The following is a 15883-nucleotide window of genomic DNA, read 5'->3' on the forward strand; positions in this document are numbered from 1 at the left end:
AACCTACAAAAGAGTAAAAACTAATGGCATTTGTAGCTGATTTGTAGCTGTGGGATTCGCTATTAAGTAAAATCTAGCAAACATAAAAATTAGGCAAAGCTAGTTTTTTGGATTTTGGGTTGTGTATTGTGAAATGTAGCGAAATTTGTGGGTTTTTGGAAAAAGCAAAAATTACAACGCATAAAATCACAATTATCTAAAAAAATTTGACTACTCCGTTTTTGTCTGCCATATCTCTTGTGGGGCGGTGCTAATATCTGGCGTGTTTGACTCTTGGTTGTTTGGCTGATTTGCTTGCTTTGTCTTGGTATCTTGGGTAGATTCTGTATTTTCTTGATTAGTGTCGCTAGAGATTTTTGCTATCGCAGAATCGCTAAGATTTAGCATATTTCCTAGCCCATAGGTTATGCCATTTGCCACAAGAGAGTAGCCAAAAGGGGTTAGATGGACATCTTTTTTGGATAGCCCTTTGGATACCCACGCATCTTTTCCTCCGCTATTTTCGATAAACTCGTGCATATCAAAATATAGCGTTCCCTCTTTTTTTGCGACTTTTTTTACGGATTCTCTCACGGCTACAAAGTATGGTGCTATGCGATAATTTTTTGCTTTTCGTGGCTTTGTGATGACTTTTGGCGGTCCTACAAGCAAAATGCTCGCCCCCTCGTTGCATTTGCGCAAAAGCGCGATAAGCGCGCTATAATTTGCCTCAAAAGTGCGTGTATCAAGTGGCATCACAAGCGCGTCATTTGAGCCATAGACAAGGACGATAAAATCATATTTAAACGCGCAAAGCGTATCATTTAGGGCTTTTTGATTCCATTTTAGCCATATATCGCTTCGCGCACCATTTGCGCCTATGTGGGCGATTAGGTTGTTGGTATTTTTGGGGAGGTTTGTGAGATTTGCATAGGAAAATTTTTGTGTAGCAGGATTTATGTCTTGGGCTTGTTGGATATTTTGGCTAGATTGTGTGCTAGATTTGGCTTCTTCATCGGTATTTTCTAGCGCATTTTGCGTGCTAGATTGTTGCGTGGTTTGCGCTTCATCTGTATCTTGCGTGGCGTTTGGACGCATTTTTTTTAGTTTGTTTAGTTGGGCTTTGCTAGATGGGGAAGTGTCGCTTATGTGTTTAGAATCTTGGTAGATAAAATACCCTCCAAGAGTGGCATTTGGCACAAGAGATTTGATTTCTACGGGGAAGCGCAGGGCAAAATCTTGCGAGATTTCCCATTTGTTGATTTCTTTTGGGGCGATGCGGATACTTTGCCCGCTAGAATCGCTTATGACAAACGCACCTAGCGTATTGCTAGGCGATTTGAAAATGACTTTGAAAAGAAAATCTTGATGCTCTGGTGGGAATTTTAGCGTGATTTTCACGCTTGCGTTTTCTTTTTTTGCTCTTGCTACTACCCCGCCAAATGGATAATCATCATACGCATCAATGCGTGAATTTCGCACTTCATAGTCTTTGGCAATGGTTTTTACTAGCAGATTTTGATGATAAGTAGGAAACACAGGATATATAAACCCCACAGAATCAGGCTTTATAATGCTTTTTCGCCATTCGTGGGTTAGCGTATCGCCTGCGATGTGAGAGTCGCCAAATACAAGGATTTTTAGCTCATTTTTGCCTTCAAATGCTTTTTTTAGCCTCGCTAGATGAGGGGCGTTTGGCTCTCCGTAGTTTATGACTTTTGCCTTGCTTGCTATGTCTTGTAGTTCTTTTTGGCTTATTAGCGTTCTGGGGGTAGATTTTGGCGTGGAGCGGGCTTTGGTGGGTTTGGTATTTTTGGTAGATTTTGTGGATTTGGCACTAGATTTTGCTTTTTGGGGTGCTTTTTGGGGAGTTTTGGTGGTGGATTTTTGGGCTGGTTTTTGTGGGGATTTTGGGCTGGCGGTGGTTTTTGCGGGTTGCTTTGGAGGTTGCTTTGGAGGTTGCTTTGCTGGCTGTTTTGCAGGCTGTTTTGTGGTTTGATTTGTAGATTTGTTTGCAGGTTTATTTGTGGATTGGTTTGTGGGGGATTTTTGGGTTTGTTTTGGGGTGGTGGTGGATTTTTGATTTTGGTTTGCGCAAAGTTGGCTTAGCAAAAAGGCACACAAAAGGGGGATAAATACGATTTTTTGCATTATGCACCTCTTTTTGTTATATCGCTAGATTCTAGTTTTTGTTTTGGCTGTGTATTTTGTGGAGTTGTGCTATTTGTGGGTTTTGTAGTGTCTTTTTGGTGTTGCTCTTTATGTGGATTTTGCTCGTTTTTATGCTCTTGTGGATTTTTTTTGGAAGTATCCTCAAATAGCTCATTCCATTTGCGTTTTTGCGTCTTGTCTTTTTTTTGTTTTTTGTCCTTTATTGGTGTAGAATCCTTGTTTGCTTCACTTGCCTCACTTGCTTTATTTGCCAAATCCACCTCGTTAGATTCGTTAAAATTTTGCTTATCTAGTGCTTTTGGTTTTTTGGGTGGATTTTGGTTATTTGCCCTATTTTTTTCCCTATTTTTTACTCGTTGCAATGTATGCTCTAGCGACTCTGCTTCATCGTTTGCTATCCCATCTTTTGTTTGTTTGGTTTGTGTGCTAGGTTTTGTGTGTGATTCTTGCTTGGCAGTATTTGTGTCAAAATCTATTGGATTTTGGGGCAGGTTTTGAGGTGGATTTTGTGGCGGATTTGGCAATGGATTTTGAGTCGGTTTTGGCTGTTTTGGCGGATTTTGCAGGCTTTGATTGCTTTGCAGATTTTGCGGATTTGGCAAAGTTGGTAGAGTGGTTTTTTGCAAATCCTGCTGTAATGATTGTGGATTGCTTTGGGGCAAGTTTTGTGGCTGATTTTGGAGGGGGTTTTGTGATAGGTTTTCTAGCTCGTTGGCTGTTTGATTTTGGGTTATGTTTCGTGGTGTAGTTGTCGTTTTTTTGCTTTGGGGTTTGGCTATGGCGGGGTTTTCTAGCTCGTTATGTTCTTTATCTATGATTTCTAGCCTATCTAGCAATAGTTTGCTTAACGCCCTAGAGCCATCTCCGCTAAAATGAATCCCATCTTCTCCACGCACGCGAATGCTTTTGCCTTTGTCATTTTTGATATATGAAGTGTAGATTCCATCTGGGGCTAGGGCAGAATTTGCATCTAAAAGTAGTTGGCTAGCCTTTTTTATTTGCTCTCCATAAAGGCTATTTAGAAATATAAGCCGTGAGTTTAGCGGCTCTTTTCGCACAAAAGGTGCGCTATACCACACCACCACCGCGCCATTTTCTAGCGAAGTATCAATGATTTGTTTGATACGACTTGAGTAAGTCTCTACCCACTCTTCGCTCCCATATTTCATCTTTGGCATAGCATAGGGGTCATTTGCCCCTACCATCATCACTACGACATTGATATGTGGGTTTTTCACAAATGCTTCGCTTAGTGCCTTGCCCCAATCAAAAAAATGCGTATAAGTAAGTCCCGTGCTTTGTTTGGCGATATTTATCACGCTAAATCCGCGCTTTTTTAGCTCGCTAGCTAGCGTCATACCCACGCCCTGCATCATCGAATCCCCGATAAAAATAAATGTAGAATCCTGCTTTAATACCAAATTCCCTTCATCGCTGATTATGGGATAGCGCACCTCTTTTTCTTGCAAATCCTCTGCATTATCTATGCCCATTAGCCTTTGCCACAATGACTTTTGGCTATCATCTTGGCTTAGCTCGCTAGATTTTTCTTTGCTTCCTTTTTCTTTTGCCTCTTCTAATGACTGCAAAAGGGCTAAATCCTCCACACTTGGCAATAGCGCATTTCTAGCATTATCAAGCCATATTTTTGGTCTGCCTATTAGCTCTAAAAATCCATCATTTGTATCAAAAAGCTCGATATGATATTTTTGCTCGACATAAGAGTAAATGCTCGCATTCATAACCAAAGCCACAAGGATAAAGCTAGCGATAATAGTGAGGATAAAATCATAGATTCTCATTTCTTGCTCCGCTATGGCTTAAAAATTTGCATAAATAAAGTTTGGAATCCCATCAGGCATAAAGCTAAACGCCACAAGCCAAATCAACGCTAGCAAAAATGGCTTTACAAGAGGGGGGATTTTATACAGCGCGTAGATACAGCTTCGTTTTAGATTTTGCATTTTTGGATACAGGGCAAACAATGCTAGCCCCAAAAGCGCGATACAAATCTCAAAAAGCGAAATGGGTTTGGAGAGATTTTCCCAAAACGCGCTTAAAAATCCAAGTGATTCATCTAGCTCCCTAAATCGAAAAAACACCCACGCAAAAGTTACAAAACTAAATGTGCAAAATGAGCTAAGAAAAATCCCAAACTTACTAGAGCCAAAAAATCCGCCAAGACGCCCATTATGCGTGGAATCTTTGTTTGTAGATTTTGATTTAGCAAAATCTTTTTTGGTGGAATTGATAGAATCTTTTTTGTGTGCGTCATTATCGTTTTTGGCAGTGGTGGTTTTGGTGAGGGTTTTGGTGGGGGTTTTGCTAGATTTTGCGCTTTGCGAAGTTAGCAGGGGAGGGCGAAAAATGCGAAGTGTATTTAGCCACACTAGCCCTGCTCCGTGCAAAAGCCCCCAAATCATAAAATTTATCGTGCTTCCGTGCCAAATGCCAGATAGCCCAAATGCGATAAGCACGGCGATTTGCGTGCGCAAAAATCCATTTTTAGAGCCACCTAGCGGGATATAAATAAAATCTCGTATAAAAGTCGATAGGCTAATATGCCACCTAGCCCAAAAATCTTTTAGATTTTTTGCCATATAGGGCATATTAAAATTTGGCGGGAGCACAAACCCTAGCATCAATGCCACTGCGCATACCAAATCCACATATCCGCTAAAATCACAATAAATCTCCACGCTATACCCACACATCGCTAAGGCTAGCTCTAATGAGTTGTGGTTTAGCGGATTTTGCAAAATGGGCGAAGAATAGCTAGAAGCATAAGTCGCAAAAAAGACTTTTTTGATAATCCCAAAGCAAAGCAGGACAATGATAAGGTGGGAATTTTTTGCCCTCCAAAATCTACTCTCGCAAAGCTGGGAGAAAAAGAAATCACTTCGGACGATGGGTCCTGCGATGATGGTGGGGAAAAATGAGAGATAAATCGCAAGATTTGGAAGGGATTGTAGTTTGGGATTTGTCTCTATGACATAGTCGGCTACTCCGCTAGGGCTTGTGGATATGATAGAGGTGGTGGGGTTTATGTTTGAGGCGTCATTTGTGTTGGTTTCATTTGTGTTATTTTCATAGGCTATGGTGGATTTTGCGCTTTTGGCTTCATATACAGCGCGCAAATAAGTGATAGATGCAAATGTATAAAAGCTAAGCCCTAAGGGCATCAAAATATCGATGCTTGCTATATCTAGGTGAAAAAACATTAGCAATGATTCAAAGCCGTCTTTAAAATTTGCGTAGTATTTAAAAAAGCTAAGATTGCAAATGCTAAGGGCTACAAATGCCAAAAACACTGCTTTTGACTCGCTTTTGGCGATAGCTTGACTAGCCGCATAGATAAACAGCGTGTAGCAGGCAAGCACTAAGGCTACAAAGACATTGCCAAGCAGAAGTAAAATCGCATAATTGCCGATAAGCAAGATAAGATTTTGGATTTTTGTGTGCGCAAAAGCCCAATAAATAATAAAAAATGCTAAAAATACTAGTCCAAATTCTATGCTAAATAACATTATTGATTGTTCCTTTTGTAGATTTTAGGTTTTGGCATTTGCTGTCTTTTTGCTGTCTTTACAAAGTGGCGTCTTGTCGGTATTTATGGTTTTTTTGCTTTTATAGATTTTGGTGGCAAATGTGATAAATGATGATTTTGGCATAAATGCACTTTTTGATGATTTTTTATGTTGGTTTTTTAAGATTTTAGATTCTATATTTTTGCTAACTCTCGCTAAAAGCACCATATCGCATTATCTTGTCGTATCGTTTTTGCAAAAACTGCCTATCTTTTAGGATTGCTTCCACACTTTTTAGATAGTAGGATTTGATTAGCTCGGCTGCGCCTTGCACATCGCGGTGCGCGCCTTTTTGAGGTTCTGGGATAATATCATCGATTAGCCCTGCTTTTTTTAGCTCATCAGGCGTGATTTTCATCGCTTTTGTGGCAGACTCGATTTTGCTAGGGTCATTCCACAATATCGCAGCACAGCCCTCAGGCGAAATCACACTAAAAATCGAATACTGCATCATCGCTAGCCTATCAGCCACCGCAATAGCTAGCGCACCGCCACTCCCGCCCTCGCCTATGACGATAGAAATCGTAGGGACTTTGAGCGTGGCAAACTCTTGTAGATTTTTAGCGATAGCCTCGCTTTGCCCCCGCTCTTCTGCGCCAATCCCCGGATAAGCCCCGCTAGTATCCACAAGCATAAGGATTGGGATATTAAATTTTTCGGCTAGTTTTGCTGCTTTTAGGGCTTTGCGATAGCCCTCTGGGTTTGGCATACCAAAATTTCTAGTGATTTTGTTTTTTGTCCCCCTGCCTTTTTCCTCGCCGATAACCATCGTGGGCTGTTCATCGATTTTGCCAAGCATACACACGATAGCTTTGTCATCACGGAAATGCCTATCGCCACAGATTTCATACGCATCTTTTAGTAGTAGCTCCATATAATCAAGCGCGTAAGGTCTATCAGGGTGGCGGGCTAATTGCAATTTTTGATAATCACTCATATTGCCAAAGACTTTTTTTAGCTCTTTTTGGTAGTCTTTTTCTAGGATTGCTTTTGCGGCGTTATCACCACGCATAGAAGCCATATCAATGTCATCTTGGATACTTTTTAGCTGTTTTTCAAAATCTAAACAAGTCGCCATTTTTTCTCCTCATTTTTTGCGATTTTTGGTGTGTGGCATTGTGGATTTTTGTATGTTGGTTGCTTTGGATAATGCCAAAAAAAGTTTCATTTTTGCCTCATTTTGTTTTGATTTTTGTTTCAAAATGTTGGTAGAAAATTGAGAGATTTTAGGGATTTATAAGGCGTAGATTATAGCATTTTTTGGGATATTTTTATTGTTTTTGTGGCGTTTTTAAGAGTGGCATTACAAAAATATTTTTAAACGCAAAAAGCTACAAACTAGATTTTGCAAGCGTTTAAACACTAATTTAAGATTTAAGGCAAACTCCAATCAAATGGCTTTTTGCCCATTTTTTTTAACGCCTCATCTGCTCTAATAAAAATCCCGCTTCCTACAAAGCCTCGTGCTAGTGGGCTAGGGTGAGGGGCTTGCAAGATAGTATGCTTGCTAGAATCAATTAGGCTAGCTTTGCGCCTCGCATAGTTGCCCCATAGCATAAAAATAATCCCTTTTTGCCTGCTAGATAGCGCGTGTATCACGCTATCGCTAAACATCTCCCACCCAAAATGTTTATGAGAGCCTGCGATGCCTTTTTGCACGGAAAAAATCGCATTTAGCAAAAGCACGCCTTTTTGCGCCCACGCGCTCAAATCTCCGTGTGGTGGCGGGATAAAATCTGTGCTATTTTGCAATTCTTTGTAGATATTTTTTAGACTCGGTGGGATAGGCACGCCTCTAGGCACGCTAAAGCTTAGCCCCATCGCTTGGGGGATTTGGATTTTGCTAGATTTGCCCTGCGCGTCTTTATGCTCCACAAAAGCACTTCCGTGATATGGGTCCTGCCCTAAAATCACGATTTTGACTTCATTTGGCGGGGTTAGATTAAATGCGTTAAAGATTAAATGTCGCGAGGGGAAAATCTCTTGATTAGATTTTAGGGCATTTTTATAATGCGTGATGATTTCTGCAAAATAGGGCTTAGAAAACTCATCGCCCAAAAAATCTATCCATTCTTCTCGCAAAGTTTTTGGCAAAACGCTTTGTAGGGTTTCAGTGCTAGGGGGATTGTTATGGGATTGTTTCATTGCCAAATCTTAAAAAATCTAAATCCAAATTTTTATCATCAATGATTTTGAATAATTTTGAATGATTTTGCATTACTAGGTAGCAAAAAAACCGCATATAAACAAAATCTAAAATCACAAAATCTAAGCCAAAGCACCACCGCTAAGATAATTCATCAAATGGATTTTTTGCACAAGCTGTGCGATGAGCCCGCGCATCTCACGGCTAAGATTGTCATTTTTTATCATCGCATCAAAATCTTTTAGGGAAATATTTGGCGATTTTTCGCTTAAAAAATCCACCGCTATCATCTCATCTGCGCTTAGCACGCCGTCATTATGGAGTCTTTGAGCCATAGATTTGAAGCTATCGGCATCAATAAGCGCGTTTTGGAAATATGATTTTGCCCTCATTGCTGCGCTTAGCTCATTTGATGGGGTAAATGTATCTTCAAGCCTGCTTAGTGATTGGATACTTTGGGGGGATTGGCTAGTTTGAGTGGCTTCGATTTGATTTGGCTCTATTTGGCTGATTTTGTTGAGTTGGCTTACTAGCTCTAGGGCTTGATTTTGCTGATAGTCTGTGTCTTGTCGCGTGCTTGAAGTAAAATCTTTTAGCGTAGGCAATATATCTTTTTCCGCACTATTGTATGGGATTTTGCTATCTTGTGGATTTTGGGTAGATTTTGTATCTAGTCCAAATGCGACATTTTGGGTATTTTGTGTGGCTTGTGCGGGCGTAGTCGCGCCACTTTTATCTAGGTGATTTTGTGCTTGGCTAATGTCTTTTGAGATAGCTTGGGCAGGGGGCTTAGGCAGGGTGTCTAGCTGTGCTTGTGGGGCATAGCGACTAGCAAAAAGCTCTGCTAAAGCAGAAGTATCGGTCCTGCTGGTGCTAGAAATACTGCTAATAGGGCTCATAGAAAAATCCTTTTTGGAGATAAATTTAAGGATTTTTAAGCAAAATATATTCCTTTTATCTTGCTTTTCTTGCTTTATATTTTGCTTTGCGTAGCGTGATAGTTTATCACAAAAAGCCACAAAAATCGAAATTTTCAATAGTTTGGGATATATTTGCGTTTGAGAAATGTTTGAGAGTGCAAGATGAGAGTGTAAAAAAATGCTTTAAGGCATATAAAGTAAGGTTTTGCAAGAAAAATGCAAAAATGACAACACAAGGCTAGATAGATTCTAGCCTTGTGGATAAATCTCGCGACTAAATTTGCGCTTGTATCGCTATTTGCGCGAGATTTTAGGATTTATGCAAAGCTACCTTTGATAGAATCTACCCACGATGAGATTCTAGATTCTGTCTTGTCATCTTGATTGTCCTCATCGATGATAAGCCCTACAAACTTGCCATCTACCACCGCTTGAGAGTCGCTAAACTCATAGCCATCAGTAGAAGTTTGCCCGATGATTTTGCCTGCTTTTGCTTTTGCGTAGATATGAGAGATACCATCGGCAAAAGTATCGCTATAAGTGTCTTGGTCGCCAAGTCCTACAAGCCCGATAGTCTTGCCCGCAAAATCGCCATCTCCTAGCGTGCCCAAAAAATCGTCCCAATCGCTTTGCAAATCGCCACTGCCATAAGTAGGCGTTACAAGCACGAGGTTTTTAAACTCTGCTAGTTTGTCTTTGCTAGCGTTTGCCACATCGATTAGCTCGGTGTTTCCTAGTGCGCTAGCTACTTTTTCTGCCACGCCTTTAGCGTTGCCGCCATCGCTTCCATAAAAGATTCCAATCTTTTCCATTGTATGTCCTTTCAAAGTAAAATTTAGAAACGCTAAATATGCCAAATTTTCTTAAATAATGCAATAAATCCGTATGTTTTTAATGCAATTTACCACAAAATCACAAAATCTTAAAACAAACTTAGCTGTCTGGGCGCATTTGCCTTTTCGCATTCACTTCTTTGCCCTAGTAGTAATCGCATATTATCAAACTGCTTTTCTGTCAGCACGAGCGCGCGGATATGCCCTTTGCGTGGCAAGTAGAGATAGAGTTTATCGATATGGTTATTTGCGCTTGCTACGCCTTTGCAGATTCTCATATATACGCTAAATTGGAGCATCATAAACCCCTCTTTTATCAAGTCCTTGCGAAACTTCGCACTAGCCCTTCTATCCTCTTTGCTAGAGGTTGGCATATCAAACATCACTAGCACCCTCATAAATTTCTCTTCCATTTGAAATATCCTCCACAAACGCAGGCAAAGACAATGTCAGCCTATCTAGCCTGCCATTTGCTTCTATAGCATTTACCACGCTTTGCACGCACACCACTACGGCGCGCATCAGCGGGTAGAGCTTACCTTTATTGCTTGCTTTGTCTGCGTTTGCTTTTGTGTGTGTTTTGACACAGATTTTGGCAGATAGGATTTGTGCTAGATGGAGGCGATTTTGCAGAGTCAAGCTTGCATTATTTGCGCCATTTGTATCATTTGTATCGCTAGATTTTCCAAACTCGCCTTTTTCTAGCATTTCTATCACTAGAGAATCCACAAATGCCCTAAATGGCTCGATAATGTCATCTGCTAAATTAAATGGATTAAAGCTATTGGCGTGAAAAAGTCCTAGCGCAGGGCTTAGCCCACTGCTAGCGATACTCCGCACGATAGCCCCACGCACGATAGCATAGCCATAATTTAGCGCGGCATTTATCATAGAGTGTATCTCATTTGTGGATATTTCTCCCTCTTTTTTACGGGCAAAATCTATTCCAAATAATGCCTTAAAATACACCGCCGCAGCTTGTGCTTCGTTGTTGGTAGAATCGCCTAGATTCACGGATTGTGCGAGATTTTCTAGTGTCGCTATTGTCTTATTTTGATTTGGCTTTGCTAGCTTTAAAACCGCGCTTTGATTGTAGATTTTGCTTTTTATGATTTGTTGCCACAAAATCGCTTTGGTTTGGTTTTTTAGCGTTATTTGGGATTGCAGGACGGACAAAGAGCGATAATGCCCCAAAAACGGCATAAAAATCCCACTAGGCAGATGCGAACTATCGCAAGAAAATACCGCGACTTTGTGCGTGGAGAGCGCATCTAGCAGGGCAGAAGTGAGGGTGATTTGGGGGGATTCTAAGATTATGCAGGCAATATCGCTTAGGGGGATTGCCACTTTATCGTGTTTGTCGCTTTTGTAGGGCGTGTATTGTGTATTTTTCTCATCTATCGTTGCGGTGTGCGTGTGCGTGGTGTGATTGTCGTCATTGCGAGCAAAATCGCTAGATTTTGCGTGGCAATCTATATTTTTGTCATATTGAGGCTTTTTTTCATTGTCATATTGAGGCTTCGCAGAAACCGAAATATCCCTATCTTCGTTTTGGGACTTAGATATTTCGCTTCGCGCAGTATGACAAATGGTATCATCATTGTGAGAATTTGCCACGATTGCTTTCAATGATTTTGGATAATCTTTTAGCTCGATGATTAGCCGTCTTGATTCTAGTCGCAGATGTGCGGGGCGGCTCAAAAATAGCGTGCGAAAATGAGAATCAAACATTTGCCTACCTTTTTATGCCTTATTTGTGCGTATATTTTTGGGCTTAGTTTTGTTTTGCATTGTTAAAATCTTTTGGGTGTGGATTTAAGAGATATGTTTTGTCTAATCTCTGGTTTTTCCGCACTTGCCTTAAAATCAGTCTTGCCAAGCGGGGATACTTGCCATTTTTCAAAGACTTTTAGATTTTGGATTCCTATGCTTAATCCTTTGACTTCTTGTGGTGTGGCATTTGTAAAAAGCAATTTTTGATTTTCGCTAAGTGAGCCAAAATGATTATCGTGTTTTTCGACACTAATTGAAGCAGTTGCAATTCCAAAACTCACAAAATAACACAACTCCGCTTTGCTCATCTCTTTCTTTTTCACCAAAATCAAATCATCTTTAAAAAGGCTAAAGCAAAATTTATAACTTGAATCCATTTCTAGCCAATCCTTAATCACACCCGATTTGTCCTTGCCACCCACCACAGCTTTGTTTGGTAGCACGCCAAGTGCGAAATCCATCGTATAGATAGGCACACCATAAAATTTACCACTAAGTTTATGGCGAAAAATATCTACCCGCACCATTGTGCCATTATCAGCGACCTTGCTACCGATTTGGCGGATTTTGCCTAGCTTTATGGCAAGATTTACACCCTCTTTGCCACCATACATTTTAAGCAGTTTTTCATCATTTACACTTTTGAAAGTTTCTTCGTGCAGCGCACCTCTTGCGCGTTTGCGCGGTGGTTTGGAGACAAAGATTTTGTTTATTTTTTCCTCTACCACTTTATGAAAATCCTCATAGGGCAGGCAAAATTTTTCTTTAATCCACTTATTGTTGAGTTCCTTTTCTTTGTTATACGCTTTTGTAGTTTCCTCATCTTGCTTGTCATACTCATCTTGGCTTATTTCGTTATTGTGCAGTTGCCATTTGAGTTTATCGCGCTTTTTGTGGTGTGTGATTTTTAGCTCGTTTTTGCGTTTATAGTATTCGCTAAACCGCTTCACCATTGAAGCGTTTATATGAGCGATGATTATCGCATCTAGAGCGTGATGCAAGTGATTGTCTCTGCTTTTGTTTTCAAATTCCCAAATACGCCTTAGATTTGTCGTAAGTGTCCCGCTCACTGCCTCGCAGTGAATCTTACTACCTTTTTCGCCACTTATCGTGCATTCATTCTCGCTAAGTTTTTCAAAACTCAAATTATCTTTGGTGTAGTTTAGCGCAAGTCTTGCCATATATTTTGTGTCATTTAGATTTCTATCTTTAAATTCATTTTCCTTGTCTGCGAAGTTTTCATTCACAACACGCTTGTATTTTTTATGTGGCAAGAAATTTTTGGCAAAAGATTTTATCATTTCCCATTTTTGCTTATCTTTGCCAAACGCTTCAAAAGGCGTTTGATTGCGTTTATGCTGATTTTCTTTGGCAAAAACCAAGACTTTATTGTTATAGCTATCATCAAAACTACGCGAATACGGATAAATATGGTCGATTTCTAGTGCCTTTGGGTCGCACAAATGTTCCCGCGTGATTTTTGCCTTGCTATACGCACAATACTCGCCCTGCTCGATAAAAAGCCTTGCTTTTAGGACATTTTGCGCATTTATAGGAATCTCATATTGTTTTAGCCTCTCTTTTGCTTCGTTGATTTTTTTGAGATTTTCATCTTGCTCTTTTTCGTATTGTTTGCGTGTGAGGTAGCTTTTGCCCACTTCGCGTGATAATTCAATATGGATTTTATGCACCTTGCCATATTTATCGTTTTCATTTTCTTTTGTTCCATACTTTTCTAGCAAAGCATTGCACACTTTGCGATATTCGCTTAAAGCCCTTGCGACTACGGGATTTGCCAAATACGGCTCATAATCTTTTAGCGATGGCAAGGAATTATGTTTTTCTTTTTCTTTTGGTTTTGGCAAAGGATTTTGCACCTCGCTTTGTGCTAATTCTACCGCTTTATCATAGAGCATTCCCTCACGCATATAGGGCAAAATCTTATCTAATGCCTTAAAACTTAAATTGATATATTTAGAGAAATTTAGCTCGCTTAGATTTTCTATTTGTGCGTTATTTAGGTTTGGATATTCTTTTAGTTTGGTTGTTATGCCATCTTTGCTTTTGATTTGCGCAATATCAGTGGCGATTTTATCTAACTCATCTCTATGATTTTGCGCTAGTGTGGCAAACACTCCATTGCTAGATTCTGTGTCATCATTTTCTTCTAAATCTTCGCCATCATCGATAGATTCATTTGTTTTATCATTTTTCTTTTTTGGCTCAAAAGCATTTCTAAATTTCACAAGATTTTCAAAGTTTAGAAACGCACTAGATTCAGGGTCTTTTTCTTTTATCTCCCTAATGGTTTCCTCGATATTTTCTTTTGCATAATCAAGTCCTTTGCCCTTGCCAAGTAGCGTATTATCAAACTTGATATTTGTGCTAAGATTTAGAATCTGGCGTAATTTTGCATAGCTTATCCCGCCATTTTCACGCACTATATCATAGATTTGCATTTCTTGGTCTTTGGTGTAGATACAATTCTTTTCTTTTGGGCTAACTTTTTTAGATATTTTGTAAAGAAAACTTTTGATTTGCGTGGATATATTGCCCTTTGTATAGTCCAAATTTTTGCCCTTTGGGAAATAGATATTACTTGGCAGGGCTAAAATTTTGCGTAATCTTGCATACGAGATTTTGCCACTTGTTAGCACGATTTGCAAAATCTCATTGATTTTTTCTTTGCCATAGACTTCGCCATATTCTTTTTTTAAACTTTCTTTTTCAAGGTAGCGCAAAGTGTTGATAATCTGCCCTAGCGCGACAAATTCCATAGCACTTAGGCTATCCTTTGGCGCGCGGGGTTCATCTGCAAAAAATGTGCATTTGCCGACTTTGTCCGCAAAAGATTTTAATGGTCGTTGCAAAAACGCCGTTTGCAAAATCGCAGATTCAAAATCTAGCTCTTTTATGTCGCGATTTTCGTCATAGATTTTGTATTTTGTTTCACTAAAATCAAAGCCAAATTCGCGTTGCTTTGTGAAAATAATCTCTAATTCCTCTTTTAGCCAATCTTGTTTTAAGCACCGCTCGTAATTTTTAAACTTATTGCGAACATTATTTTGTTGATTTGGACTTTGTTTTTCTAATTTATTTTTGTCCCATTTTTCTGGCTTTATTTTCTCTTTCTTATAATCCGCCTTTAAAGCCTCTATTTTTGCTTGAATCTGCTCTGCACTTCTTGCTTTGCCATAAAATTCATTATAAAGATACGCACCTATGGTTTCGTAGTTTTCTTTATAACCTTTATTTTTGGCTATGCCACCTTTTATGCCATCTTGCTCACTTTTCTTTTTCTTGTCTTTTTCATCGCTTGATTCTTTTGCGTGTTTGTTGCCATAGCCTCTGTGCTTGGCTATGTGTAAAATCACACGGGCAAATTCATCGGGTGTGAGTTTGTCCTCCAAAGCCTTTGTGCGAAGTCTATAAGGATTAACATCAAGTTTTTCAAGTTTCTCTCTGCCTTCTTTTGTTTTACGCATTTGCTTGCGCTCGTCTTTTGGAATTTGGCACTTTTGAATGTGATATTTTTCTGGCAACTCCCCTGCGGGTGAGAGAAAATCATTTAGATTTAGCCCAAACTCTTTGCAGACTAAATCTTTTAGCGCGTATAGCCTAGCTTTGCGCCGTGCTAGTCGCCTACGCGCTCCCCGCGCCTCTCTGCGTGGCAGGGCAAGCGAACTGCCATCTTTTGGATTTTCTGCTTTGGTGAAAATCCTAACTCCGCAGTCTTTTAGCTCCCCACCCTCGACATAAGCCCAGCCGATACTTGCTATACCTATGTCAAAGCCTAGCACTTTTAAGTTATTTTGCGTGGATTGCGCGCTACTTGATTTTGCGTTAGAATCGCTGAAAGATTGGATTTGCAACATTTTTTCCCTTTTTTTGCATTATTTTTTGGCATATCAAAAACTATTCCACCAAGCACGCATAATACAAAAAAACCACCATAAAACAAGACTAGAATCTATGATTTTGCGTTGTTTTTTTGGTTGATTTTTTGTCATTGCGAGCGGATTTGACAAAATCCGCGTGGCAATCCACAATCAAAAAACGAAAAAAGCGTTATTTTGAAAGACTAGATTTATGGATTGCCACGCGTTGCGTTGCAACGGTCGCAATGACGGAATCCTAAACCACCCGATTTTTGTTTGGGCTTAGGGTTTTTAGTCCAAAAATTCTAAAAAGCACTTTTTACAAAAAAACAATAAACAAAAGAAGTAAAATCACAAGAAAAAAGAATGAAAAAATAAAAAAGAAGTAAAAAAAATCTAGGTTTTTGTTAGGGATGGTAATCCTGCGGAAGAACCTAGAAAACTCCCTTATTTTAGTCGCTTGCTAATCTCTCCTATGCTATAAATATCGCATTTATGGATATTTAGATATGTCAAATCCTCTACAATCCCCTTAAACTCGATATTTTCTCGTAGGCTATTTTAGCATAAGAGAATTTAACAAGCGACTAAAACA

9 protein-coding genes and 1 pseudogene are annotated in these 15883 nt (G+C 39.7%); all 10 read right to left on the bottom strand.

From position 1 onward, the window contains the following. Positions 1–210: 210 nt before the first annotated feature. On the bottom strand, positions 211–2130 hold the full coding sequence (locus ACWIUO_RS10140; RefSeq protein ID WP_454177782.1) for a GDSL-type esterase/lipase family protein: 1920 nt from the start codon (positions 2128–2130) through the stop codon (positions 211–213). Beyond that, positions 2130–3953: an SGNH/GDSL hydrolase family protein gene (locus ACWIUO_RS10145; RefSeq protein WP_454177783.1), complete on the bottom strand. Its 1824-nt coding sequence runs from the start codon at positions 3951–3953 to the stop codon at positions 2130–2132. Before ACWIUO_RS10145 ends, ACWIUO_RS10140 begins: the two co-directional genes overlap by 1 nt. 564 nt (positions 3954–4517) lie before the next feature. Next, positions 4518–5678, bottom strand: a pseudogene (locus tag ACWIUO_RS10150) (MBOAT family O-acyltransferase); the annotation flags it as partial. A gap of 205 nt (positions 5679–5883) precedes the next feature. Further along, positions 5884–6816: an acetyl-CoA carboxylase carboxyl transferase subunit alpha gene (gene accA, locus ACWIUO_RS10155; protein WP_454173743.1), complete on the bottom strand. Its 933-nt coding sequence runs from the start codon at positions 6814–6816 to the stop codon at positions 5884–5886. A 296-nt stretch (positions 6817–7112) separates the two neighbouring features. Then, a complete protein-coding gene (gene ung, locus ACWIUO_RS10160) occupies positions 7113–7883 on the bottom strand; it encodes a uracil-DNA glycosylase (protein WP_454177784.1) in 771 nt (256 codons plus the stop codon). Positions 7884–8006: 123 nt separating this feature from the next. Next, positions 8007–8783, bottom strand: a complete 777-nt coding sequence (locus tag ACWIUO_RS10165) for a hypothetical protein (RefSeq protein WP_454177785.1) — start codon at positions 8781–8783, stop codon at positions 8007–8009. Positions 8784–9121: 338 nt separating this feature from the next. Further along, the gene (locus tag ACWIUO_RS10170) at positions 9122–9616 is read right to left on the bottom strand and encodes a flavodoxin (protein ID WP_454177786.1); all 495 of its coding nucleotides are present in this window, start codon (positions 9614–9616) and stop codon (positions 9122–9124) included. A 110-nt stretch (positions 9617–9726) separates the two neighbouring features. Further along, positions 9727–10050, bottom strand: a complete 324-nt coding sequence (cas2, locus tag ACWIUO_RS10175; protein ID WP_454173739.1) for a CRISPR-associated endonuclease Cas2 — start codon at positions 10048–10050, stop codon at positions 9727–9729. Continuing rightward, entirely contained in the window at positions 10013–11368 is a 1356-nt protein-coding gene (cas1, locus tag ACWIUO_RS10180) for a type II CRISPR-associated endonuclease Cas1 (RefSeq protein ID WP_454177787.1), read from the bottom strand. Before cas1 ends, cas2 begins: the two co-directional genes overlap by 38 nt. 62 nt (positions 11369–11430) lie before the next feature. Then, positions 11431–15285 carry a type II CRISPR RNA-guided endonuclease Cas9 gene (gene cas9 / locus ACWIUO_RS10185; protein WP_454177788.1) on the bottom strand — a complete coding sequence of 1285 codons (3855 nt, stop codon included), beginning with the start codon at positions 15283–15285 and terminating at the stop codon, positions 11431–11433. Positions 15286–15883: the final 598 nt, after the last annotated feature.

The organism is Helicobacter sp. T3_23-1056 (genome assembly GCF_053654535.1).

Excerpts from the sequence above, each read along its gene's own strand:
- ACWIUO_RS10140 (WP_454177782.1), bottom strand. The coding sequence starts at position 2,130 with ATGCAAAAAATCGTATTTATCCCCCTTTTGTGTGCCTTTTTGCTAAGC.
- ACWIUO_RS10145 (WP_454177783.1), bottom strand. The coding sequence starts at position 3,953 with ATGAGAATCTATGATTTTATCCTCACTATTATCGCTAGCTTTATCCTT.
- accA (WP_454173743.1), bottom strand. The coding sequence starts at position 6,816 with ATGGCGACTTGTTTAGATTTTGAAAAACAGCTAAAAAGTATCCAAGAT.
- ung (WP_454177784.1), bottom strand. The coding sequence starts at position 7,883 with ATGAAACAATCCCATAACAATCCCCCTAGCACTGAAACCCTACAAAGC.
- ACWIUO_RS10165 (WP_454177785.1), bottom strand. The coding sequence starts at position 8,783 with ATGAGCCCTATTAGCAGTATTTCTAGCACCAGCAGGACCGATACTTCT.
- ACWIUO_RS10170 (WP_454177786.1), bottom strand. The coding sequence starts at position 9,616 with ATGGAAAAGATTGGAATCTTTTATGGAAGCGATGGCGGCAACGCTAAA.
- cas2 (WP_454173739.1), bottom strand. The coding sequence starts at position 10,050 with ATGGAAGAGAAATTTATGAGGGTGCTAGTGATGTTTGATATGCCAACC.
- cas1 (WP_454177787.1), bottom strand. The coding sequence starts at position 11,368 with ATGTTTGATTCTCATTTTCGCACGCTATTTTTGAGCCGCCCCGCACAT.
- cas9 (WP_454177788.1), bottom strand. The coding sequence starts at position 15,285 with ATGTTGCAAATCCAATCTTTCAGCGATTCTAACGCAAAATCAAGTAGC.